Consider the following 22,665-nt stretch of genomic DNA (forward strand, 5'->3'; position numbering starts at 1 on the left):
GTTGGTGCGGCGGGGGATGAGGGACCACCCCCGCGTGCGCGGGGAGCACGTAGTCGTCGCCGTTGGTGCGGCGGGGGATGAGGGACCACCCCCGCGTGCGCGGGGAGCACTCTCGGCGACCTGCGGGTTTATCGGCTGATCATGGCGTTTGGAAGCACTTCTTTCAATTCCGGCATTTCGGGCACCGGGGTTAACGTTTGCCGTAGCGACGGCGTTTGGAAGCTTTGCTCCAGCCAGCGGGTGGGGGCTTGGCAGAGACCGCCGGTTGGCTTTTGGGGCGGCGTATGAGGGTGATGCCATCGTGGTCGATCGGGTGCCATTTGTGGTCGTGGGTTTCGAAGGTGAAGCCCTGCTCGTTGTTGGTGGTGTAGGCGAGGAGGGCGCGGCCGGTGTCGGCGTACTTTTGGACCTCGTCCCAGAGGGCTTGCCTGATGCGGGCTGAGGGGCCGCCAATGAAGACGCCGGGGGAGATTTCCATGAGCCAGCGGGTGAGGAATCCGCGCAGGCCGGCGGGACAGTTGGTGAGGACGATGACGGTCACCAGTACACGTCTTCGCTGTAGTTGCGTCCGGATTCGACGTTCATGCCGTGGTCGCTTTGCAGGGTGACGTGGTCGGAGTCGTCGCCGGTGGGGTCATCGGTGGCCTCATCGGGTAGCAGGAGGCGTTTGATGTCCTGGACGCAGCGGCGGAGCAGACCGCGCTGGTTGACGCGGTCGCGGATGGCGCGGCGGGTGCGGGAGCCGATGTCGTCGGGGCTGTCGGCTGCGACCTCGAAGGCGACGGGAATGGCGATCTCCGTCTTGTAGAGATCGGCGATGTCCAGGACGAAGGCGAGTTCGTGTCCGGAGTGGACGAAGCCGAGGCCCGGTGAGCAGCCGAGGGCGGCGACGGTGGTCTGGGCGATGCCGTACATGCATTGGGCGGCGGCGGTGACGGCCTGGTTGGCGGCGTCGCCGGAGTCGTAGTCGCCGGGGACGTAGTGGCGCCCGTTCCAGGCCAGGCCGACGCGGGCTGCTTCGTAGCGGTAGCGCTCTTTGACGCGGCGTCCTTCGCGGCCGAGGAGTTCGTGCCGAGTGAGGCCGGAGGGGTCTTCGCCGGGGAAACGCATCCGGTACATGGCGCGGGCGACGTCCAGGCGGGTGCGGCGGTTGGCCCAGGCAGTGGCCTGGGCTTCGACGAGGGCGGACGAGCGGGTGAGGGAGCGTCCGCCGGAGTAGAAGCGGACGCCTTGTTCGCCGACCCAGACGACCCCGGCGCCGCTGTCGCCCAGGACGCTCATGGCCTGGTGGGTGACGCGAGTGCCGGGGCCGAGCAGGAGGGTGCCGATGGTGGCGGAGGGAATGTGGGTGGTGCCGTCGGCGTCTTCGGCGGTGATGGCGTTGTCTTCGCGGTGGATGGTGCAGCGTTCGAGGTAGATGAACGAGAGCCGGTCGCTCATCCGGGTGAGTTCGTAGGGGGAGGCCGCGCCGCGTTTGCCAACAGTCGACATCGGTCAGGCCGTTGCCAGCGTCATCAGCCCGCACCCGTACGCCTTGGCTTTACCGAGGCCGCGGGTCAGGATGCGGCGGAAGGCGTCCGGGTCGGTGACTTCCAGGCGGCCGTCGTAGGTGACGGTGACCAGCGTGACCGGCTTGCCCGCGCCCCTCTTGGTGAAGGCGAGCTGGCGGCGGTTGTGGACGATCAGCTCGTGCGCGGCAAGTGGGTCCTCGTCGTCGCGGGCTGAGGCTTTGCGGACGATCCTGAATCCGCTGCTCTCCTGACGTTGCAAGAGCCAGCCCAGTTGATGGCGGGGGCCGATGTGCGCGGTGGCTTTGGTCGGTGCTCCGTCCTTGTTGCGGACGGAGTGGACGGGGTTGGCGGTCAGTCGGAACGCCCACCGGTCGCCGGCGGCCAGGCGGTCGAGGAACGGCCCGTAGTCGTAGGTCTCCCAGCGGGCGGTGGTCGGCCAGCCGGCCTGTTCGACCAGGTGCGTCAGGTCGGGCTTGTACGGGCTGGCGATGCACAGGTGGGTGCGGGACCGGCTGTCGCGGTCGAGCCGCCACAGTACGCGCGGTGCGTCAGGGGACGGGTCGGGGAGTTCGGCGAACGACGCCATCACGGCCGCGTGCAGGACCTGCGGGGAGGACAGGATTTTGCGGGCGCCGATCCGTTCGGTGTTGATGCCGAAGCGCGTCAGGTACATCACTTGCCTCGCAGGACGGCGGTCGGGTCGTGGTCGGTCGGTGCGCCGACGCCCGCGCGGCGGGCGATGAGGTTGGGCACTCTCACGTGGTCGCGGACGATGCCACGCAGGGCGTAGCGACGGTGGATCGGGTCGAAGCTGAGGGGCTGGTCGCGCAGAGTGTCGGTCGGGCCGTCGCCGCGGCCGGCTTCCACGATGGTCTCCAGCCGCACCATCTGCTCGCGGGTTCGCCGCTGGTGCCATGCGGAGGCACGCCACGGCTCGTCCACCAGGCGCTGTTCGATGCTTTGGTCGTGGTAGACATCCAGCTCGACCGGGCGGGACGGCGGGCAGGAGCGACGCCCGAGGTAGGGCAGGAAGACCGGGGCGCCCAGCGCGGAGTGCAACCGCTCGATCAGGACGCCATCTCCTTCGACGAAGGCGAGGAACACCGCGTCGGCGAGGTAGAACCGCTCGGAGACCGGCATGGACTTGCCGGACTCGAAGTGCTGAGCGGTCTGGTAGTCCCGCACGGGGACGCCGCGCTGGTCGATGCGGACACCGAACCGCAGTGCTGCCAGATCGTTGAGGTCATCGGTGCGTCGGCGGCCGAGCGCGGCGGCCAGCAGGCCGATGACGCCGCTCTTGGTCGGTGCCTGTTCGGTGGTTCGGCGGGCGAACCTTGCCGAGGCCCCCCACGACTGCAAGGGGCCGGCGAGTTGCATGGCCAGGACGCTCACCGCGCGGCTTCCTGACGGCGGGCGACCTCCTCGCCGACCTCGCTGACCAGCTCCGGCAGCGAGACCTGGGCGCCCAGTTCCGACAGCGGCTCGGTGTTGTCGCCGACGCGCAGCACCCAGGTGCGGGCGTCCTCGGCGACCCCGTAAGCCCGCTCGATCTGTGGGACATAGCCGGCCAGCCGCGCTGCGGCCTGCTGCAGGTATCCGCTGCCCGCGCCTGGCTTGCAGGGCTCTTCGAACGCGCCCACGAAGCTGATCGGACGGGCCGACCGGATCTTCACCACGACAGCGTCCGGGAGGGTGTGGTTGCCGAAGGTGTTGGCCTTCCCAGTGGGCATCGAGGTGATGAAGCCCTGCACGAACGCCTCCACGGCACGGCGGACGGGCTCGGTGATCGGTTCGTCGTCGCGCAGGCCCTTGCCGAGATTGCCGCGGAGCTGGTCGACGTCGAGAGCGGCGTAGCGGTAAAGGGTGGCGGAGTTGAACTCCACGGTCCCGATCATCCCCGCGCCGAGGTCGTCGTCCTCGCGTTCCTTGTGGTCGTCGACCGCGGTGTAGTAGTCCGACTCGTTTTCGACCTGGTGGACGCTAAGGGCGTGCGCGACCTGCGCGGCAGCGTCGACGTTGATGTCGGCGCCGTCGGCGACCATCCGCCCGAACAGGGCGATGTCGACCGAGTGGCGGGCGTTGGCGATCTGCTTGGCGCGCGCCTTGTTGTCCTTGTCCTTGAAGAAGGTCGTGATGTCGTCGCGCCCCTCGACGGCGAGTTCGGCGAGCCCGTCGAGCTGGCGGGCGCTGAGGAACATCAGGTACTTGGCCTCAGGCGCTGCGGCCGACGCGTCGTCGTCCTTTGCGCCGGCGCGGCGCTTGGGCACCTCGATCTTGGAGCCGGTCGCGTTCTGCACGGTCTCGGCGGCGAGGTTCCAGGCGGTCGGCTCGTCGATGGAGGCGTCCAGCTTGCAGATGCGGTCGGAGAGCAGTTCGGCGACGCGCTTGGTGCGCACGCCCAGCTCGCTGGGGTCGAGGAGGTCGTGGAAGTTCTTGCGGGTGGCGCGTTTCCACGCCTGGCTGGACACCCGTGCACGCCGAACTCCGCCGTAGACCGCGGTCTTGGGCGTGCCGGTGTCGTCCCGGTTGAGGTTGCTCGGCGGGACGCTCTGCAGCACGTGCAGGTCGATGATGGTACGAGTCATGTGACGTCCTTGTCGGTCGTGGCCTCGTCCTGCGGTGTCCGCCCGGACTGGTCCGCGTGTGCCAGCTGAGCTTGGTCGCCGTTGCCGCGGGGCGGACGGTAGTTGTGGAAGCTGCGGCCCCACTGCTGGCGAACCCTTTCGAGACCCTCCGGGGTGTGGGCCTCGTAGAGCTGCCGAGCCAGCAGCGCGTAGTCCAGCGGGATCGACTCCCGGCGCAGCAGCGAGACGATCTCTCGGAGCCGGTAGGCGAGCGTCCCCAGGCTGCCTGCCGCGCCCACGCGGACGAACCGCCGCCGAATCGCCTCATCGATCTCGCCCCGCGGCATCAGCCGGCGCACGGCCGCGCCGAGTTCGACACCGGAGCCGTGCATCCTTTGGTTGGGGCGCGACTGCTGGTGCAACGCGAACAGCGTCACGGCCAGAAAGGCCGCGGCCTCGGCTCGGGTCGCCTGCACCTCGCTGAGCGATTGCTCCTGATAGAGCCGCTCGGCTCCTGTCAGCCCCCACAGCTCCGGAACGTCCTGCGGGAGCTTGCCCGCTCCGCGCCGGAGTTGCGCGAGACGGCCCACGGCCCCGCTGGTATCGCGCAGGTAGCCCTCCTGCAACTCGGAGACGAACTCTCCGACGACCTGGTGCACCAGGTCGGATACCTGGAGACGCCCGTCCGGAAGGGTGGCCGTCATCTGCTTGCCTCCAAGGATTCGGTAGGGGCCCGCCCCGTCAGCTCGTCGGACTCGCCTTCAGGTGTGGGAGCCGTCCCGGGCAGTTCTTTACGGAGCCGGTAGCGGAAGGTCGCGTCGGCGCGCGGTGCGCAAAGCCACAGCTCCTGGCCCTTGCCGGTCTGAATGACACGGCCCTCCCAGGCGCCCTCGCCCGCGTCGGCCACCTCTTGGGCTCCAAGGCGGGCCAGGAGCCTCCTCGCCTCATCCTGCCAGGCCGCTCGCTGCTCCTGGGGTGTCCTCTGCGGGTCCAGCGCGGCGAGCCATTCGCGGAAGGGGCCGTCCAGCAGGCCGTAACCGTGATGCGTGGCACGGGCGCGGGCCGGCTCGGGATCGGCGCCGATCGCGCGGGCGAGGTCCGCGGCCAGATCGCCCAGCACACCGACTCCGGTGTCGGCATCGGCGACGGCGTCGATGGCCGCCTGGCCGAGCCGGGTGTCGCACTCGTGCAGCAATACCACCGGCATCGCGACCGAGTCGTCCACCATCTCGTCGATCACCGACTGTTGCGTGCCGTACTCGGCCGCCACCAGCCGCGCCCGGACGAGGTAGTTCGGCTCGAAGTCGCCCTCGACCGTGAGGCGGGCGACCCAGTCCAGGATCCGTGGTCGCACGATCGCGGCAGCTTCGTTGCGCTGCTCGGCGCCGGGTGCGCGTCCCGCGACCAGCGCTCCCAGCCCCCGCCACGCACTCCTGCTCGAATCGTGCTCGCGCGGCAGGTACACCTGCGCCAAGTCCAGCTTCTTCTCCTGCACGGGGCTGCGCCGCCAGCTGGTCATCGGCTCGCGCTGATGCAGATTCCGAGGGCTCAGCGGGTCGCCATACGCCAGTACCACCCCGTGGACGCCGTCCCGGTCGTACGCCAGCCGGACCCGCCTGGACTGCCAGGTGTACAGGTCGCGCACGCCCGCCGGGCGCCTGCTCAACTCCAACGTGTCGGTCTCTGCGGGGCCGGCCGGCTCGCGCCGCCACGCGGGACGGTCCTCAATGGGATCGATTCGCAGATTGTCGGTGTCGAAGGCGACCAGGTTGAGCAGCAGCGTCTCGCGCAGGTTCGCGCCCTCGACGAAGACACCGCCCAGATTCCCTGCCCAGCCGACACCGAGCGGATACACCTTGCCCTTCTTTGCCCTGGTGTCGCCCACCGCTCCCGTTTTGATGCCGGACGTGTCGTAGGCATGCGCGTGCACGACCCACCTGGCGGCTTCGGCGAACGACAGCCGCTGCGCCCCTCGGGCACGCATGGTGAAGAACTGGCTCCCGTTAGGGACATCGGCCACCAGCCGATCCAGCGCGAAGACCTCGTCCTTAGCAGTACGAAGCCCGGCCGTCTGGAAGAACGGCGCCTGCAGATGCAACAGGTCGAACCGATCCCGATGCCGGTCGAGATAGGCGGCGATGCCGTCCGCCCCGTCGACCGGGAGCCCTTCCTCCCACAACTGCTGCCACGCGTCGAGATCGGCAGGCCCGTCGATCGCGTCGTGCAGCACCGCGAGCAGGAGACGCAGCAGCGCGAACTCCTGGGTGGGGACGTCACCGACGAGCCGCCGCACCGTGTCGGCCTGGGCGAAAAGATCCAGCAGCGACATCTCGCCTTCGGTGCCGTCATCGCGCAGCACCAACAGCCATGGCTCGCGGGTCAGGTCGAACGACATAGCCGGAACATCACTGGACACGGGTCACCTCAAGACCATCGGCTTCGGTGTAGCGCAGATTGAAGCCTGCCAACCGGGTCTGACAGTTCTGGTCAAGCATCAAGATCAGCTCCTCGGCCAGCCAGTGGCTCTCTTTTGACTGCCATGCGGGAACGCGCTCGGCCTCCAACTCCTTGATCGCGCGGTCGAGGATCTCCGGAATCGAGAACTGGAACGGCAGCCGCAGCCCGCACGCCGCCACGGTCCGCGCCACCGCCCAGGGCGGAGGCGCCTCGGTCGGCACCTCCCGGCCGCCTTGCCCGTCCTTCAACCAGGGCAACGTCCCGACGGTTCCGTCGGCCAACCGCTGCACGACCAGCACTTCCAGCGACTCGCGGCTGTCGCGCACTTGGGCACGGCCCGCCCTGGTGTCGTCGGCGTCGCCCACACCCGCATCGACCCACCCGATCAACGCACGGCCCGGCTTCCCCACATCGTTGATCTGGAAATCATGAGCCTTGGCGCGTTGCTTCTCCCGATGCAGCAGATGCGCCTCGTACGCTCGCTCCATCGCGTCCTGCCAGGCAGGCGGTCCCACCGGGCCCGTCCCGTACGCGCTCTGCACCAGCCGGCTGATGTCCTCTGGCAGGCGGACCACATTCTCCGTCGCGGCCGTGCTCGCCAAGTACGGCTCCAGCACCGCGGCAGACCGCAGCAACGCGTGCAACCGATAGACACGCTGCGACCCCTTGACCGGCTTGGCAGGCACCGCGTCCCAATCCGTGCCCGTGACCAGACACCGGGGCACGCGCACACCCGCCGGTCGCTCGCCGCGTACGTGCCGATGCAGCCGACCCATCCGCTGCAACAGCAGGTCGATCGGGCACAGGTCCGTGACCAGGAGATCGAAATCGATGTCCAGCGACTGCTCAGCGACCTGGCTGGCCACCACGATGTGCTTCACCGGACGCCCGCCCGCGCTGTCCTCTGGCGGTCCGAACCGCCTCAACAGGTCGGCGTCCTTCCGAGCCCGGTCCAAGTCCACGAAACGGGCGTGGGCCACGGTGACCTCGTCCACCCCGAACCGGCTCCGCAGGAACTGCGCAGTCTCCAGCACCCGCCCCACCGTGTTGCGGACGACCAATGCGCACCCGCCGTCGGTGAGGTCGTGTTCCAGCCGGTCGGCCAGCTCGGAGAAATCGTCGCCGAGACGCTCCATATGCACATCGGTACGTCGCCCCGACGGCGCCACCGTCTCGATCAACGGCTCCGCCCCGCGTTCGACCGCCGTCAGCAACGGATAACCCTCGGCTGACCGCACGACCGACAGATCGTGCCCGCCCTGCCCCGCGTACGCCTCGGCCAGCTCGCAACGCCGCCCCGCTGGCAACGTCGCCGACAGCACCACCACAGGAACCCCGTAAGCGCCCAGCCAAGACAGCACCCGGTCCAGATAGGAGTTCATGTAGGTGTCGTACGCGTGGGCCTCGTCGATGATCACGACCTTGCCCGCCAGCGCCAGATGCCGCAGCGCCAGATGCCTGCTCTTCAACCCCATGAACAACAGCTGGTCGACCGTCCCGACCACGAACGACGACAGCATCGCCTTCTTACGGCCATGCAGCCACTGATGGGCCACCAGCTCAGCCGACCGCGCGAGGCGATCGTCCCGCGCCCGCCACTCGCCGTCCTCGCCATCGAGCTCGACCCCGACAACCCGCCGTCCTGCCCGCACTAGCTCACCGAAGTCGTCGTTAAGCGCCGCCTTTGAGTGCGCTAGCATCACCGACCGCGGCCCCGCCCCCTCCGCGTCCGGGACCCGCCGCAGCCACCGCAACAACCGAGGGAACATCGCATTGCCCGTGGCCATCGTCGGCAACGCCACGAACACCCCGCCCGCCCCAGAACGCGCCGCGAACACCTCGGCGACAGCCAGCGCCACCTCCGTCTTCCCCTCACCCATCGGGGCCTCGATCACCATCAGCCCCGGCTTGGACATCCGCCGCGCCAGCTCCACGCTCCGCGCCTGGACAGGACGAACGCTGGCCCCTACCGGCAGAGTAAATCGCGACGAGAACAATTCGTCCGCGGCCAAGGCCGGCTCTACCGGCCGCCACGGCGCCGGAAGGGCAAGCCCCTCCCACGCCGCCTTGACGCGCTCCTCGTCACTCGGAGATCCGCCGTCGAAAAAGTACGGAAACAGGTCGGAATTACTGGCGATCCAATCAGCGACAATGACCAACCCGGTCAACACCACCTGCGCCGACTGCGAGAGCTTCACCTGCCGCCACTCGGACAGCCGGTCATCGACACCGCACATCTCCGCGCAAGCGTCCAAGATCTCCTTCTGAACGCTTCGCCAAACCGACTCACAGCCCGGCGTCCACAAAAGATCAGGATGCACATTCAATTCGCGTATACCGCTGAACGTCGGCGGCACCCCATGGTGCCCACCGGCAATGATCGTGAACGGCAGCGTCGCCGATCGAGACCAGCCACGCCCGATCAACCACTTCTGCAGGAGTGCCTGACCAGCCAGGCCATGCGGCGCGACCCGTCGATCGTTCAGCCGCTTGAGCGTGGGCATGTCCAGCCCCGCTCTGCGCATCCGGTCAGCCAGTGACTCTACCTGGCAAGCGAATGCCGGCGTCGCCTTACCAATGTCATGAGTGGTCGCCAACCACACCGCCAGCCGACGAGCATCTTCAACACCGCCAGGAAGCTGATCCGCCACTACCATGCGGCACTGACAAGGCACCCACAAATCCCACAGCAAACCCGCGACGGCACCGCTATCGGCGAGATGGCGCCACAAGGGCAGCCAACCGTCCGTTCTGCGATCATGCTTCGCCCAAACCAACCCGGCTGCCTCTGACAGCCGCCCCCGAAGCCCTGCGCCGCCCGTCTCCCCGAACATAGGACTGATCTAACACACGCAGGCTGCATGGTCTTGCAGATACGAAGTAGCACGGCCACAAAGGGCCACCACAAGGTGGTGGCCCCAACCCCGCGTGCGCGGGGAGCACATGAACTGAGTGATGAAGCTCGCCCCTACTGTGGGGTCAACCCCGCGTGCGCGGGGAGCACTGCGCCATCTCTGTAGGTTACTCACACGACCAGGACTGGGACGATCTTTGGTGTGAGGCACAGTGGGCAGTCTGTGCAGTCATCAACTGTCGCGGGGGCGCTTGATCACGGAGTTTCCCCAGACAAGGGCCGAACCACCAGCTACTCCACCGGCAAGCAGGGAGTTCGGGACCGAAGCCGGGGACAGATACGTCAGAACACCAACCACGATGCCCACAAGAGCAGCGAAGAAGAGAAGTACGAACGTGTGGAGATCGAAGAGAGGAGTCATGATCGCCCTTCGAAAGAGGGCGCGATTAAGCTAGCTCCCACTGTGTTTGTGAACATGGCATGAGAGTACAGCGACCGGTGCTTGAAAGCTGCTTCCTGAACTCCATAGGGCTGCTAGGGCCCTCTGCTCGACAACAAAGCAAACTCGCGTTGCTACCCCGGAAGCGCTCTGTTTCGGCAGGTCACATCCATGGGCGCCTTGGAATCGGCTGCTGTCAACCCGGGCATGGTGGCCACCTCCGGTCATGGGCTCGACTGTCTACCGGATGTCGATTCGAAACGGTCACGCGATCCGGAGGGCTGTAGTGAGCTGGTCTCTCTGCGGGTTGCGTCCACAAAGGGCGTGTACGAGTTTTCGCAGGTGAAGGCGTGGCGTGACGTGGGACGGCCATCGCGTGATCTCTCGAGATGATGATCAAGAAGAAGGAGGCAACGCGATAGCCGCGGACCACAGTGTGGACCCTGTCGAGTGATTGCCGAGCAGATCGGGTGTGTGTGAGCCGGATCTGCTGCGGTCGGTAGTCAAGACGATGGCCCGAGGCGCTCATGAGCGCGGAGGCCGACGCGGGCTGCGGTGCCGACTACGGGAGCCGCTCGGACGAGCGGGTCAACCGCCGCAACGGCTACAGGGCCGGGATTGGGACACCCCGCGTCGGCACCGTCGAACTGGCGATCCCCAAGCTGCGGTCGGAGCTCCGCGCGATATCGGCGGGGGAGTGGGACCCAGTACTGGGGAAGTGCCGATCGTCGTGGAACATGGCGCGGGTGGTTGTTGCAGGTGGACATCGGCGGCGTTCTGGTCGGCGAGGTGGAACGCGGAATGTCCGACCGCGGCGCACAGTAGGCCGGCGCTCCGACGGAGACGCACCCCTCGGCCAGACGACGCCTGGCCGAGGGGTAGGCAGCGGGAGCTTTTCCGTTACTGCGCCGAAGCGATCTGATCGAGCATCTGAGACACACTCGGCTCAGGCCGCCGACGCTGGATCGCGCCAGGGCGGGTTGCCCGGATCCAGGACACGCCGACCTTGCTCGTGAGGGCCTCGGCATTGAGGGAACGGCCGTGCGCGACTGGACTGATGACGACACCATCCAGCGGGTTCCTGAGGCCGGCGATCAGGAAGCTGGCCCTGCTACGGGTGGAGCGAGTCGTCTCCGCGCAGCTTGGTTCGCGAAGCCCGAACAGACTGCCGAGAGGACTGCGGGAGACCTCTGTTGCCCCGCTTGGGACGGTGAGCGATCCTCTGTGGAATCGCTGGCTAGTCGTCCCGTAAGGGACGTGTGAGGTGCGTGCCAGAGCGTTCATGGAATCCTCCGATCGTTTGCTGACGAGCCACAATGAAACCTTGGGAAATCGAGCTGTTAAATGAGGAGAACGTTCGCTGGGCACAACTGACCAGCAGTGCGATGCTGCCGCTGAGCGCTGAGGGCACCGCAGGGGACCCTGTTCCAGGGGTGTAGGCCTGGGGGTGTCGCTGCTGGCTACTTGTGCTGATTGGTAAGGATCACTCGCTGGCAGGCGGGTCCTGTAGGGAGTGGTTGGCTACCTATCACCCATCCAAAGATGGAGGCAGGTGAACGCGGCGCCGCGCGATGATCCCGGCTGGCCTCCCCGTCCCCGTAACGGAGAAAGCCAGGTGGGGTACCCATGCTGGTCGCCGTCCTCAACTAGGAGGACGCTCGCCTGGTGTCTCTTGATCACCGGGTCCACTGTTTGCCCAGCTGAGGGTTCGGAGTCTGGCGACTGCTTGATCGCGGGTGAGGAGATCGAGGTTGTGGCAGGGCGGGTGCTGGGGGCCGTCGGTGGTGACGAAGTGAGTGGGGCCGTACGGCCAGGGACCGTTGAACAGCGCGATGAGGTCTGTCGAAGGTTGACCTTCGAGTGTCTGGTGGACGACGTCAGCGTCGCCCCCTGGTGTCGCCAGCCAGAGCACTGGCGGTTTCTCCACCATGCCTGCGGCAGTGGTGGCGGAAGCCCTGCTCTCAAGGTGCTCGATCGCGTCTTCAAGGGTGTCGGTGATGTGTACGACGGGCGCCAGGTCCAACGGAACTTGGAGGAAGGCGGCGCCGAGTAGGCGTTCCAGGTCGGGACGCGCGATGACGACATCGCATCCCTCTGCGCCACGGGCCAGGGTGTCGATTAGCACGGTCCGCAGCAGGCGTTGGGCACCAGGGCCGATGACGCCGGCTCCCTGGGGGTGGCTGAAGGCTCGGGCCAGGAACGGGGCAGGGGCAGATCCACCGCACGCGCACTGGTTGAGTCCCGGTGTGGTGAGGCGGATGAGCCACTGGATCATGGGTGAGTGGGTGGCCTTGCGCAGACGGTTCATTCTCGCTCCGGTCGATCGGCGGCGGGGCACCTTGATCAAACCGGGTTCGGCCAGCTCACAGGCATGATCGAAACGCCTCATGGTGGTAAGTGACCACGGTTCGGCCGTCCGATTCGTGGGTCCTGAGATCTAGGAGACCGCCTTTGGCGGCAGCTCTGGGGAGTTCCAGCTGTGGCGGGGCTGTCGGTGGTCACTTTGCTCGTTGACGCCAAACGCTCATGGGCCAACTTGTAACGCTATTCACTCGTGTCGATACTCTCTGTCATGGGAGGTGTGAGTGAGTACCGAGCTCGAACAGACGGCCACCAGGCTGTTGAAGGGCATCGTCGCCGATGATCTGCTCGTCCCTTATGCCCAGCTGCTCGGCTCGGACGGGTGTCTGCCCTCCGAAGCCGCCGAGGTGCTCGGCGGCCCGCAAGTCGTCGAGGCATTGAAGGAGGCCGGGCTGGCCTACGTCATGCCGCTGGGGATGGCGGTTCCTGCACGTCTCGTCGCCACCGCGCCGGACCTGGCCCTCCAAGGGGCGCTTGCCGCGCTTTCTCGCAAGCTGGTCGATGACCAGCAACGGCTGCTGGACGGTCAGCGGCGCATGGTCGACATGCACCCCTTTCCTGGCGTGATGGAAGGCCAGGCCGATCAACTGGTGCGGATCCTCACCGACCGCACTGAGATCACAGACACCTCGCGCTCACTGCTGGGAACCGCACGACGGCACTGGTTGACCTTGGAGAACTTCGCCATGGAACGGCCGCTGGAGGAACTGGCTGGAATGCCTCCCCTTCCTGCGTTCGAAGGCAACGTCTTGAGCCGGACCATCTACCAGGCGTCCTGTGCCGAACACCCGGTCGGCGCCAAGATCATTCAGATGCACGCTGAGGCAGGTGAAGAGGCCAGGATTCTGCCTGAGATCGGCATGAAGATGAAGCTGGCCGACGAGGCGGTGGCGCTGCTGCCGCTGACTCCGACCGGATTGCCCGGTGCCCTGCTGATCAAGTCGCCGGTGATCGTCGCCGCCTTGCGTGAGTACTTCGAACTGTTGTGGCAGCGCGCGGTTCCGCTGGGGGAGGCCGAGCCCCGGTTGCCGCTCAAGCCGATCCAGATGTCGATCCTGCGAATGCTGGCGCAGGGGATGACCGACGACGGGATCTCACGGCGGATCGGGCTGAAGACCAGCAGCGTGCGGCGCCACGTCAGCGCGATCAGCAAAGAGCTCGGCACCACCAGCCGTGTCGCTATGGGCGCCGCAGCCGCCCGCCGCGGCTGGATCAAATAACACGATGAGTCTGGAGTACATCAGCGATGCCCGACTACCTGGACTTCGTCCCCACCGAGCGCTTCCGCGGGCAAGTGGCCCTGTCCTCGGATGCCGAGACCGTGGCCTACTGCAGCAACGCCGGAGGAACTTTCGACGTATGGACGATTCCGACCGTCGGCGGGGCACCGCACCGGCTGACCCGGCTCGAAGGCCAGGCGGCGTGCCAGCTCGCATGGTGGCCGGATGACAAGGGCCTGGTCTTCACTGCCGACCGCAACGGCGATGAGCAGTACCGCATCTACCGCATCGGTACAGACGGCGAGGAGCTCACTGAGATCAGCGCCGGTCCGGACTGTCAGCGAGTCTTGGCGGATACCCCATTCGGCGAGGAAGGCCGGTATCTCCTCTACGCGGCAAACGACCGTGACCGCACCGTCCAGGACATCCTCGTCCGGGACCTGTCGGACGACACTGAACGGCGGATCATTCCTCCAGACGGGGTCAACTTCACTCCGGCCAGCATGTCGCCCGACGGGCGGTGGCTGCTGGCGGCCGGCGTTCGGTCCAACACCGACATCGCCATCTACCTCATCGACCTCACCGATCCCGTTCTCGGGGCCGTGTGCGTTACCGCTGAGCATGGGAGCGGCTACTTCGATCCGGGACCGTGGACACCGGACTCGACCGCCTTCTACCTGTCCACCGACGTGTGGGGTGAGTTCACCGCCATTGGCCGGTACACCCTGACCGATGCCTCGATGCAACGCATCAGCTCCGACGACTGGGACGTCGAGCACATCGAAGCCGTCGGCGACATGCTCGTCTGGTCCCTCAACCAAGGAGGACGTTCCGCGCTGCGCGCCACGCGGAACGGAAGCGTGCAAGGGAGGCGGTACTCGCGTTGCTGGGGAGGGGGAAGGCGCACGCTCCGCCGGCCGGGATGTCGGTCGATTCGCCCGTCAGCACCTGTCCCTCCCGTTCTCAGACCAGGGATTGGAGTTACCGGTTAGGCCCCAGTCGGTGGCTCCGGCCCCCTCACGACCGGGAATCGGTCGAGCGGCAGAAGCTGTGCGAGCCACGAGCATGGTTGAGCTGTGGTGGGAGGCGCGACGCGAGAGCAGCCGTGGCCAGTGATGCTCCGGCGAAAGGGCTGCAAGGGTCGCGAGATATCGGCTCAGGTCCTCCGGCGTGCTCTGCTCGATCAGCTGAGGCTCGCCGTTCTCGGTTCGGACCAAGGCCCAGTAATTTCCCGTGTAAGCGCCGAACCAGATCGCGGCATGAGGGTACCTATAGCCGAGCTCGGCGACGGCCTGGTCCGGGCCTTGATCAGCAGTCCTGTATGGCACCGACGCCGTGGACCCAACAGACGTATGGCCATCGCGCTGCCCGCTGCCAAGCCCGTGGTTTGTGGCGTAAGCGATCACCGGGCCGGGTGTTGCATTCTTTGGATCATGCATGGGTCGGAAGACCTCCCTTATTCGATCAAGGCGGCGGCCGGTGGTGCCGTACCGCGCCCGAGGTCGTATCGCTCTCTCTGAGAACTTCAGCCGGATTCACCTGCCAGGCATCTGCGGGTTCGGCTCTCTCAGTTCCGTTCAGTCGCTCTGCGTGGTCGCCTGAACACAGCACAGCATGCACTTGGAATCTGTGCCGCACAAGTGTGCCGACCAAGTAAGGGCAACTTGTCTTATTTGCGGCAGACGTCACCACAAACCTGTGGAAGGTTGGAGCTTCAGGGGCCGGAAGAGACTTGCGCTGTATAACTTGTGCCAGGCATGAAAGGAGAACTCCATGCCGCAACCGCGAGTCACGACAGTACGGATGCGCCGACTCGGCACCGAGCTTCGCAAGTTGAGGGAGAGCGCCGGCTACACGATCGAGCAGGTCGCCGAACACCTTGAGTGCTCACCCTCGCGGGTGAGTCGGATCGAAACCGGCAAGGCACAGCCGCCCAAACAACGCGAGCTTCGCGACCTGCTGGAGTTGTACGGCACGTCCGACGCCCGGATCCATGACGCCCTCCTCCAACTTGCTCGGGAAGCGGCACAGCCGGGTTGGTACAGCGAATTCCAGGACGTCTTCCCGCCGCACTTCGGCTCCTACATCGGCCTGGAGAGCGAAGCCGCTGAGCTGCGGCATTTCGACAACCAACTCGTCCACGGCCTACTGCAAACTCCCGAGTACGCACGTGAGGTGTTGCGGACAACTCTGCCTAGCGAGGCGCCCAGGACCATCGACCGACTCCTGGAGCTCCGCCTCGCCCGGCAACAGCTCCTCGACCGTGCCTTCCCGCAGTTCTCCCTATGGGTGATTCTGGACGAGAACGTACTGCGCAGGCAGATCGGGGACCCTCAGGTGATGTGCGAGCAGATACACCGGATCCTCGAAGCGATCAAGACTCCCAACATCACTTTGCAGGTCCTACCCTTCGCTAAGGGTGCGCACGTCGGGCTCGACGGGCCGTTCTCGCTACTCGGCTTTCCCGAACCCACCGACCCGGACGTCGTATACGTCGAGAGTCAGGCCGGCAACGCCTACCTGGAGCAACCGCATCAAGTGAACCGCATGAACACCAAGTTCAATCTGCTGGTGGCATCGGCACTCGACCCCCGTGAAACGGCGTCCCTCCTGCGCAGCGTCGAAGTGGAGATTCAATGACTAACCAGCCCCCCTCCCCCCTCCCCTGGCGCAAGGCGACCGCCAGCCAAGGCAGCCAGGGCTGCGTCGAACTCGCTCCGCTCAAAGGGGGCATCGCTGTCCGCGACTCCAAGGACCCCGACGGCCCCGTGTTTCTTCTGAACCGCAATGGATGGCGCCAACTGACCGAGAGGGCTAGCCACGGAGAGCTCGACCTCTAGCACCAGCGCATAAGTAGAGCGGTTAACCCGTCCACGGGGGACACGTGCCACAAGATCACCCAAAATCGGACATGCGGCCCCCTCATCCATCAAGATCCACTTCCGCGTCGCACAGTTCGGCCACACCGCGGCCGTACCAGAAGGCCCCATGGCAGCCACCGCTTCGTCGGATCTTGCGCTCGGGGTGGTGCCGGATGAGTTGTGGACGATCGTCGAGCCGTTGGTCGCCCGAGTTCACGCCGTGTCCGCAGGACGGTGAGACAGCGCTGGTGGACAATCGGGCGGTGCTCACCGCGATCATGTACGTGCTGACCAGTGATGCGTGTGGCGGCGGTTGCCGGACGAGTTCGGGGTGAATGTGCCCACCGCGCATCGGCGGTTCACCGCCTGGCCGGCGGCCGGGTTGTGGCCGCGGCACACCATGCCGTCCTGGACGAGATCGGGACTCGCGGGCAGGTGGACTTGACGCCGGCGATCGTGGACACCGCCGCGGTCCGCGCTAAATGGGAGGCACGCCGCCCGGCCCCAATCCAGTCGATCGGGGCAAGAAGGGCAGCAAGGCCATATATCGTCCGACGTCGCCAGGCCAGGCGATGGTTGTCGCGATATCGGCCGCCAACGTCCACGACAACCAGGCGCTCAAACCACTGCTGATGGCGTTACCGGCGATCCGGTCGCGGCACGGACTGCGCCGGCGGCGGCCGTTCAAGCTCCGCGCCGACAAGGCCTACAACTCCGCCAAGCATCTGCCTGGCTGCGCGGACGCGGGGTCGTACCGCACATCGCCTGGGCCAGCGCCGAGTCCAGCGAGTTGCCGCGCCGTCACCGCTGGAAGATCGAACGTACCCTGGCCTGGCTGTCTGACGATCGGTGTCTGACCGTCCGCTACGAACGCCACGGCCATCCGTTCAACGCCTTCCTCATCATTGCTGTCGCCATCACCTGTTACAGCAACTCGCCGAACCCGCCACGTGAGACAGGCTGTGAGTCTTGTGCTGGCTGGTCTGGGATCGGCTGGCAAGGATGGTGTCGGCTGCTCCGACCTTGGACGTGACTCGAGACAGGCTCGGCCCCTTCCGGGGTGCTCTTCTAGAGATCTGTCCGTCCCGGGGCGGGGGCGGCCGACGCCGTCCTGGCCCACCTCGGTGACCTGATCAGAAGGCTGTCCGCCCGATGGGCGCGACTCATCACAGTGCTGCCCCGAAGTGACTCCTATCCAGACCGGCGCCGGCCGCCGGCGGCCGGACCGCTGTTCCTGGGATAGGAAGGACCCGAGCCGCTGTGGCCATCGTCGCGCAAACTCACCCGTTCGTCATCGGCGTCGACACCCACGCCCGCAACCACGTCCTGGCGATCCTTGCCGCCACCGGTGAGGTCATCGACACCGGGCAGTTCCCGACCACGGCGGCGGGCATGGCCCGCGCCATCGCGTGGGCGGCCCGCCGCACCGGCGCGGACCTGGCCGCACTCTGGGTGATCGAGGGCGTGGCGTCCTACGGTGCCGGTCTGGCAGCCCTGGTCGAGCGGACCGGTTATCAGGTGGTCGAAGCGGCCCGGATGAACGCGCGCGCCAACCACGGGATCGGTAAGTCCGACCCGCTGGATGCTCAACGCATCGCCGCCGCCGTCCTCGCCCTGGACACCCGCGAGTTGCGCCGCCCCGCGCCTGGCCGAGGGGGTGCGGGCCGCGCTGCGGGTCCTGGTCACCGCCCGCGACCACATGACGGCCGAACGCACCGCGACCCTCAACGCGCTGATCGCGCTCCTGCGCGTCGTCGACCTGGGTATCGATGCCCGCAAGCCAGTGACCGGCACACAGATCGCCACGGTGGCCCGCTGGCGTGCTCGGGATGAGGAACTGGGCGCTGCCACCGCCCGCACCGAGGCCATACGGCTGGCCAAACGCGTGCTCGAACTCGACGAACAGATCGCCGCCAACGGCGCCCGCATGACCCAGCTCGTCCAGGCCAGCCAGGCCGCACCATTGCTGAACAAGACCGGCATCGGGCCCGTGACCGCCGCCATCTGCCTGACCGCCTGGTCGCATCACGGCCGGGTGCGCTCCGAGGCCGCGTTCGCCGCCCTGGCCGGAGTGAACCCCATCCCCGCGTCCTCGGGAAACACCGTCCGCCACCGCCTCAACCGCGGCGGCGACAGGCGCCTGAACCGAGCCCTGCACATCGCCGTCCTCACCCGCATGACCCACGACCCGCAAACCCGCGCCTACGTCGAGCGACGCCGGGCCCAAGGCCGCACCACCAAAGAGATCCGCCGCTGCCTCAAACGCTACCTAGCCCGCCAGATCTACCGACTCCTCAACACCACCGACACAGCCATCAGCCGAGCTTGACGAACATAGAAGGATCTCTAAAACAGTTAATGCCCCAATCGCTCCTTCGGCTTGAGCGGCCCGTGGTGACCTCCTGGTCGACGGGCGGCATGGTGACACACCGGAGGCACACGCTTAAGGTCGCCTCATGGATATATTGGTGTCGGTGGTTGGATCGCTTGCGGGCGTCGTGGCCGTGGCATTGGCGTATCTCCAACTACGCCGCAGTCCGCAGCCCTCCGATTCGCCCGGGCGAGCGCTACCCGAACCGTTGCGCGATTCCATGCCCGCCCCGCTCGGACGCCTACCGCCCGTGGTTCGAGGGCGTGATCGGCTCCTGGACCAGATCGAGGCGCTGGCGGGTTCCCCGGACGGCAGGACGCATGTGCTGGCGGGACTCGGCGGGGTCGGCAAGTCGACGGTTGCCCTGAAGTTAGCGGAACGGGTGGCGCGCGACAGCCGACGGGTCTGGTGGATCTCGGCGGTGGACCGCACGACCCTGACCGGCTCCCTGATCATGCTGATGCGGGAACTAGGGGCGACGCTCGGGCAGATCGAAGATGTCGAGGCCGAGCGGAGGGACCTGTCTGACCTCCTCTGGTCCTGCCTGCTCCGCCACCGCGGCTGGGTACTGATCTTCGACAATGCCGACGACCTCACACAGCTCGAAACGAACGGTCGGCGTATCGCCGACGGCTCCGGACTCATCAGGGCATGTGACTCGGGTCTTGTCATCGTCACCAGCCGGGTCGGAGATCCAGTTGTATGGGGTCCTCACACGCGAATCCACCACGTCGCCCCATTGGATGAGGCAGACGGTGCCCGCGCCCTGCTTGACCTCGCTCCCAGTGCCGGAACTTCCGTCGACGCTCGGGAACTGTCGCGGCGACTTGGCGGCCTGCCGCTCGGTCTCCACCACGCGGGCTACTATCTGTCATCGCCATTCGTCATCGGCGGCTTCGCCGACTACCGGCGTTTGCTGGAGGTGGGCACCGCGCCCTGGAACGAACCAGGGACTGGGGACCGGGAGTCGCTGGGGACGACCTGGGACCTCACGCTGCACTCGCTGGAACAACAGGGTCTTCCGCGGGCCCGTGCAGTGCTTGAGGTGCTGTCGACTCTGGCAGTACCCGAACCCGTCCCGGCCAGAGTCTTCCACCTACCTCTTATGGCCGAACTTTGTAGACCAGCGACCGTGGAGCCGGTATTGCGCGGGTTAGCCTCCACTGGCCTGATCGAGCGGAGGAGTTCGGGGGATGCGTGGGCAGTGACCATTCACCCCCTCGTCGCGGAGGTGCAGCGTCGAAGAACGGTGGAGGCTGGGATTGACGGCGAGCGGTGCGGGCAGGCGGTCTTGCTGCTGCACCAGGCGCAGCAGGACCTCGATACTGACCAGCACTTGCACTGGCCGTCCTGGCGAGAGCTTATTTCCCACTTCGCCGCTCTCGCCGGCCGTGCTGACTGCCTGACCGAAGAGCGGCTAACGCAGCTGGTCGGCGCGCTGCAGCGAGCGGTGGCAGCGATGGTGGCGGCGGGTGAGCCCGCCGTAGCGGCGAGCCTCGGCAATCAGGCGGTCGCAGCGACCTCGGAGCTGGAGGCCGCGGACTCCTGCAGACTCAGTGCACTGGCCACTGCGGCGTTCGCTTCGCGGGTCAGAGGGCGGCTAGATGAGGCCGAACGCATCTACCGTGAGATCCTGGAACCCCGCCGGCGTATGGCCGGTGACCTAGATCCGCTTACTTTGCTGTTCCGATACGAACTCGCCCTCATTCGATATGCACGGGGGGAACTGCCGGACACCGTTCATGAGTTCGAACTCATCCTCGAAGGACGGCGAGTCGTGTTCGGCCCTGACGCGCTCGAGACCCTCATGGTCCAGTACTCCCTGGCGTGGACGCTCATGCTGATGGGGCAGACGAGACGCGCGGCGGCGGAATTCGAAGCGGTCCGGCAGATCTGGCGACGGACATTGGGCGACGACCACCCGAAAACCCTGCATGCTCGACAGTCGCTGGCCTTCGTGAACGCCGAACTCGGCCATGTGGAAGAGGCAGTGGACGAGCTGGAAGTGGTGGCTGAACTTTCATCGCGGCTCCTGGGCGAGACCCACCCCTGCACTCTCGAGACCCGGCAGCACCTCGCCGCTGTCCGCCATCAACGGGGTGAGACTGAGCAAGCGGAAACCGAACTGGAAGAGATCATCTCGGTCAAACGCGAACTTCTTGGGTCGCACCACTCCGCAACGAAGGAGGCCGAAGCGGTCCTCCAGCATCTCCGCGACGGGCAGGATCCATAGCCTCAAAACGCCAGCGCATCCGAACAAGGAACCTTGACATGACTGGGAGACAACCTGAAGCGATGGTGTGGCACAAGAGCAGTCACAGCGGGAGCGTTTCAGACTGCGTCGAGGTCTCGATAGTCGGCACGATGGTGGCTGTCCGCGACTCCATGGCCCCCGACGGCCCTGTCCTTCTCCTCACCTCAACTGAGTGGATCGCCCTACTGGCAGCGGTTAGGGCGCCCCCGTCCCCCGCGGCCTCGGCCGGACAGATCGGCCGCGCCGGTCTGGGCCTCGTAAGAGAAGATGCCGCGGAGGGACGTCCGATGTCGGCGGGATCACCGAAGCACTCCAGGTTGGACAATTGACTGGTTGGCGCCCTCCACCGCCCCTACCTGCGCGCTGCTGCTCGTTCGTAGCGTTTCGGGCTTAAGCGGCTCACCATCGCGGCTCACCGACCGCACGCCGCTCGCCGATAGCGGATTGGCGGATGTTACGGGCGGTGGGTCGCCGAGCGACCGTTGGCATGGACATGAGCTGGATAAAGCCGTCGTCCTTCGAGAGTGGTGCTAGTACTGCAACAACAGGTTGTGATCACGGCGCTGCGTACGGTAGGCAGTGGTGGTGGTCACGATCGATGTCGAAGCCTGGTCGCGGGAATTCTCTGACTTTCTGGCTATGTTCGCTCATCGTTTTCCCCGGGTGGAGTCACGCCGCCAGGCAGCCTCCTACCTGCGTGGACTCCTGAGCGAGTTGGAGCGGAAGAACGGATGGACTCTTGCTGAGATGTCGGGTGAGAATGGTCCTGAGCGTCTTCAGCGTCTACTGAACTTCTACGCCTGGGACACGGATGGTTTGCGGGACGACATTCGTACTATGGTCGCTAAATCCATCGGGGACCCTGAACAGGGTGTGCTGATTCTTGATGACACAGGGTTCCTAATAGGGCAGCCGCACTTGGTGATCTCGGTTCGGTGACGGAGCCGGATGTGAGGCGGCCACCTCTGTGATCAAGACGGTGTGCCCGCTAGCCTGATCCATCGCGGACCGGACCCTGAGATCCTGAGACATATGCCCCTGGAGAACGTGAACCTCGACTGGGCGCTCGCCGAGTTGAGGGCCCCGACCAGCAAGGACTCTTATCTGCGCGCGTTCGGCATCCTGCTGCACAGTGAGTACGTGAGCGAAGCCCTGGACGAATACCAGGACGCGGTGACGCGCAGTCGGTTTGCCGGGGGGAATCCGCTTGAGCCGTTCGCCGACGAGGTGCTTGTCGCCGCGCGGGGTATGCTCCGCCGCCTTCCGGCATCCAGCGAGGAGGGTGTCGACCACGTGCATGCCCTGCGTGCGATGATGAACCTGGCCGGGGCCGAGGACGCGGACCTGATCGCTGACGCTCTCGAAGGCGCCACTGACGTGAACGTGCGGGAAGCGGGTATCTTCGCGGCCTCCGCCGCGTTGCAGGACGGGCCCGTACCGAATCCGCGGCTGCTGGCGGTGGTCGGCGGCATGGTTTTCGATGAGACGCTCGACATCGCAGAGCGGTGTGACGCGCTTTCGGCTCTGAACGGGGTCGAGGCACCGGAGGTCGACGACCTGCTTGTCCGCGCGACCGAGTCGGACGAGTTGGAACTTCAGATCGGGGCCGCGCTTCACCTCGTTCTGCCGAGCCGGATCCAGGTCCACCGGGAGCGGGTGGAGCGTCTCGTGGCGTCCTGGCCGTCCACCACGGGCGGTTACGCCGACATCGTGCGCGAGTACCTCGCGGGCTTCCACACCGAATAGTCGGGCAGCCGCACTTGGCGATCTCGG

16 protein-coding genes, 3 pseudogenes and 1 CRISPR repeat array (1 of these 20 cut by a window edge) are annotated in these 22,665 nt (G+C 66.4%); of the genes and pseudogenes, 10 read left to right on the forward strand and 9 right to left on the reverse strand.

Annotated elements, in window-relative coordinates; genetic code table 11:
- Positions 1-110: a CRISPR direct-repeat array (repeat unit 29 nt; unit sequence GGGACCACCCCCGCGTGCGCGGGGAGCAC) (it extends 1,505 nt beyond the left edge of the window).
- Positions 111-190: 80 nt separating this feature from the next.
- From cas2e to cas3, 8 genes are read right to left on the reverse strand one after another with little or no spacing between them, the layout of a single operon-like run.
- Complete coding sequence (gene cas2e / locus ACQEU6_RS00750; protein WP_499328581.1) at positions 191-541, reverse strand: type I-E CRISPR-associated endoribonuclease Cas2e; 351 nt, start codon at positions 539-541, stop codon at positions 191-193.
- Complete coding sequence (cas1e, locus tag ACQEU6_RS00755; protein ID WP_499328583.1) at positions 538-1,491, reverse strand: type I-E CRISPR-associated endonuclease Cas1e; 954 nt, start codon at positions 1,489-1,491, stop codon at positions 538-540. The genes cas2e and cas1e overlap by 4 nt, the downstream gene beginning before the upstream one ends.
- 3 nt (positions 1,492-1,494) lie before the next feature.
- Positions 1,495-2,184: a type I-E CRISPR-associated protein Cas6/Cse3/CasE gene (gene cas6e / locus ACQEU6_RS00760; protein ID WP_499328586.1), complete on the reverse strand. Its 690-nt coding sequence runs from the start codon at positions 2,182-2,184 to the stop codon at positions 1,495-1,497.
- A complete protein-coding gene (gene cas5e / locus ACQEU6_RS00765; protein ID WP_499328589.1) occupies positions 2,184-2,903 on the reverse strand; it encodes a type I-E CRISPR-associated protein Cas5/CasD in 720 nt (239 codons plus the stop codon). The genes cas6e and cas5e overlap by 1 nt, the downstream gene beginning before the upstream one ends.
- Positions 2,900-4,096, reverse strand: coding sequence for a type I-E CRISPR-associated protein Cas7/Cse4/CasC (gene cas7e / locus ACQEU6_RS00770; RefSeq protein ID WP_499328591.1), 1,197 nt, complete (start codon positions 4,094-4,096; stop codon positions 2,900-2,902). The genes cas5e and cas7e overlap by 4 nt, the downstream gene beginning before the upstream one ends.
- Positions 4,093-4,779, reverse strand: a complete 687-nt coding sequence (gene casB / locus ACQEU6_RS00775; RefSeq protein ID WP_499328593.1) for a type I-E CRISPR-associated protein Cse2/CasB — start codon at positions 4,777-4,779, stop codon at positions 4,093-4,095. The genes cas7e and casB overlap by 4 nt, the downstream gene beginning before the upstream one ends.
- Complete coding sequence (gene casA, locus ACQEU6_RS00780; protein WP_499328595.1) at positions 4,776-6,470, reverse strand: type I-E CRISPR-associated protein Cse1/CasA; 1,695 nt, start codon at positions 6,468-6,470, stop codon at positions 4,776-4,778. Before casA ends, casB begins: the two co-directional genes overlap by 4 nt.
- A 10-nt stretch (positions 6,471-6,480) precedes the next feature.
- On the reverse strand, positions 6,481-9,366 hold the full coding sequence (gene cas3 / locus ACQEU6_RS00785) for a CRISPR-associated helicase Cas3' (RefSeq protein WP_499328597.1): 2,886 nt from the start codon (positions 9,364-9,366) through the stop codon (positions 6,481-6,483).
- Between the two features lie 913 nt (positions 9,367-10,279).
- Here cas3 and ACQEU6_RS00790 point away from each other — a divergent pair.
- Positions 10,280-10,496 (forward strand): annotated as a pseudogene (locus ACQEU6_RS00790) (transposase); the annotation flags it as partial.
- 971 nt (positions 10,497-11,467) lie between these two features.
- On the opposite strand, the gene ACQEU6_RS00795 reads toward ACQEU6_RS00790, so the two are convergent.
- Complete coding sequence (locus ACQEU6_RS00795) at positions 11,468-12,214, reverse strand: hypothetical protein (RefSeq protein ID WP_499328599.1); 747 nt, start codon at positions 12,212-12,214, stop codon at positions 11,468-11,470.
- Between the two features lie 196 nt (positions 12,215-12,410).
- Between ACQEU6_RS00795 and ACQEU6_RS00800 the strand changes: the two genes are divergently transcribed.
- The 9 genes and pseudogenes from ACQEU6_RS00800 to ACQEU6_RS00840 all read left to right on the forward strand — a co-directional run bounded on the left by ACQEU6_RS00800 (position 12,411) and on the right by ACQEU6_RS00840 (position 22,638).
- A complete protein-coding gene (locus ACQEU6_RS00800; protein WP_499328601.1) occupies positions 12,411-13,406 on the forward strand; it encodes a helix-turn-helix transcriptional regulator in 996 nt (331 codons plus the stop codon).
- A gap of 26 nt (positions 13,407-13,432) precedes the next feature.
- Positions 13,433-14,398, forward strand: coding sequence for a TolB family protein (locus tag ACQEU6_RS00805; RefSeq protein ID WP_499328603.1), 966 nt, complete (start codon positions 13,433-13,435; stop codon positions 14,396-14,398).
- Positions 14,399-15,179: 781 nt separating this feature from the next.
- Complete coding sequence (locus ACQEU6_RS00810) at positions 15,180-16,046, forward strand: helix-turn-helix domain-containing protein (RefSeq protein ID WP_499328605.1); 867 nt, start codon at positions 15,180-15,182, stop codon at positions 16,044-16,046.
- Positions 16,043-16,246, forward strand: coding sequence for a DUF397 domain-containing protein (locus tag ACQEU6_RS00815; protein ID WP_499328607.1), 204 nt, complete (start codon positions 16,043-16,045; stop codon positions 16,244-16,246). The genes ACQEU6_RS00810 and ACQEU6_RS00815 overlap by 4 nt, the downstream gene beginning before the upstream one ends.
- Before the next feature lie 1,281 nt (positions 16,247-17,527).
- A pseudogene (locus ACQEU6_RS00820) lies at positions 17,528-18,596 on the forward strand (IS110 family RNA-guided transposase).
- A gap of 127 nt (positions 18,597-18,723) precedes the next feature.
- The gene (locus ACQEU6_RS00825) at positions 18,724-20,871 is read left to right on the forward strand and encodes a tetratricopeptide repeat protein (RefSeq protein ID WP_499328609.1); all 2,148 of its coding nucleotides are present in this window, start codon (positions 18,724-18,726) and stop codon (positions 20,869-20,871) included.
- 62 nt (positions 20,872-20,933) lie between these two features.
- Positions 20,934-21,221: a DUF397 domain-containing protein gene (locus tag ACQEU6_RS00830; RefSeq protein WP_499328611.1), complete on the forward strand. Its 288-nt coding sequence runs from the start codon at positions 20,934-20,936 to the stop codon at positions 21,219-21,221.
- Between the two features lie 310 nt (positions 21,222-21,531).
- Positions 21,532-21,795: pseudogene (locus ACQEU6_RS00835) on the forward strand (transposase); the annotation flags it as partial.
- A 129-nt stretch (positions 21,796-21,924) separates the two neighbouring features.
- Positions 21,925-22,638, forward strand: coding sequence for a hypothetical protein (locus ACQEU6_RS00840; protein ID WP_499328613.1), 714 nt, complete (start codon positions 21,925-21,927; stop codon positions 22,636-22,638).
- Positions 22,639-22,665: the final 27 nt, after the last annotated feature.

It is taken from the genome of Spirillospora sp. CA-108201 (genome assembly GCF_050936235.1).
Taxonomy (GTDB): Bacteria; Actinomycetota; Actinomycetes; order Streptosporangiales; family Streptosporangiaceae; genus Spirillospora.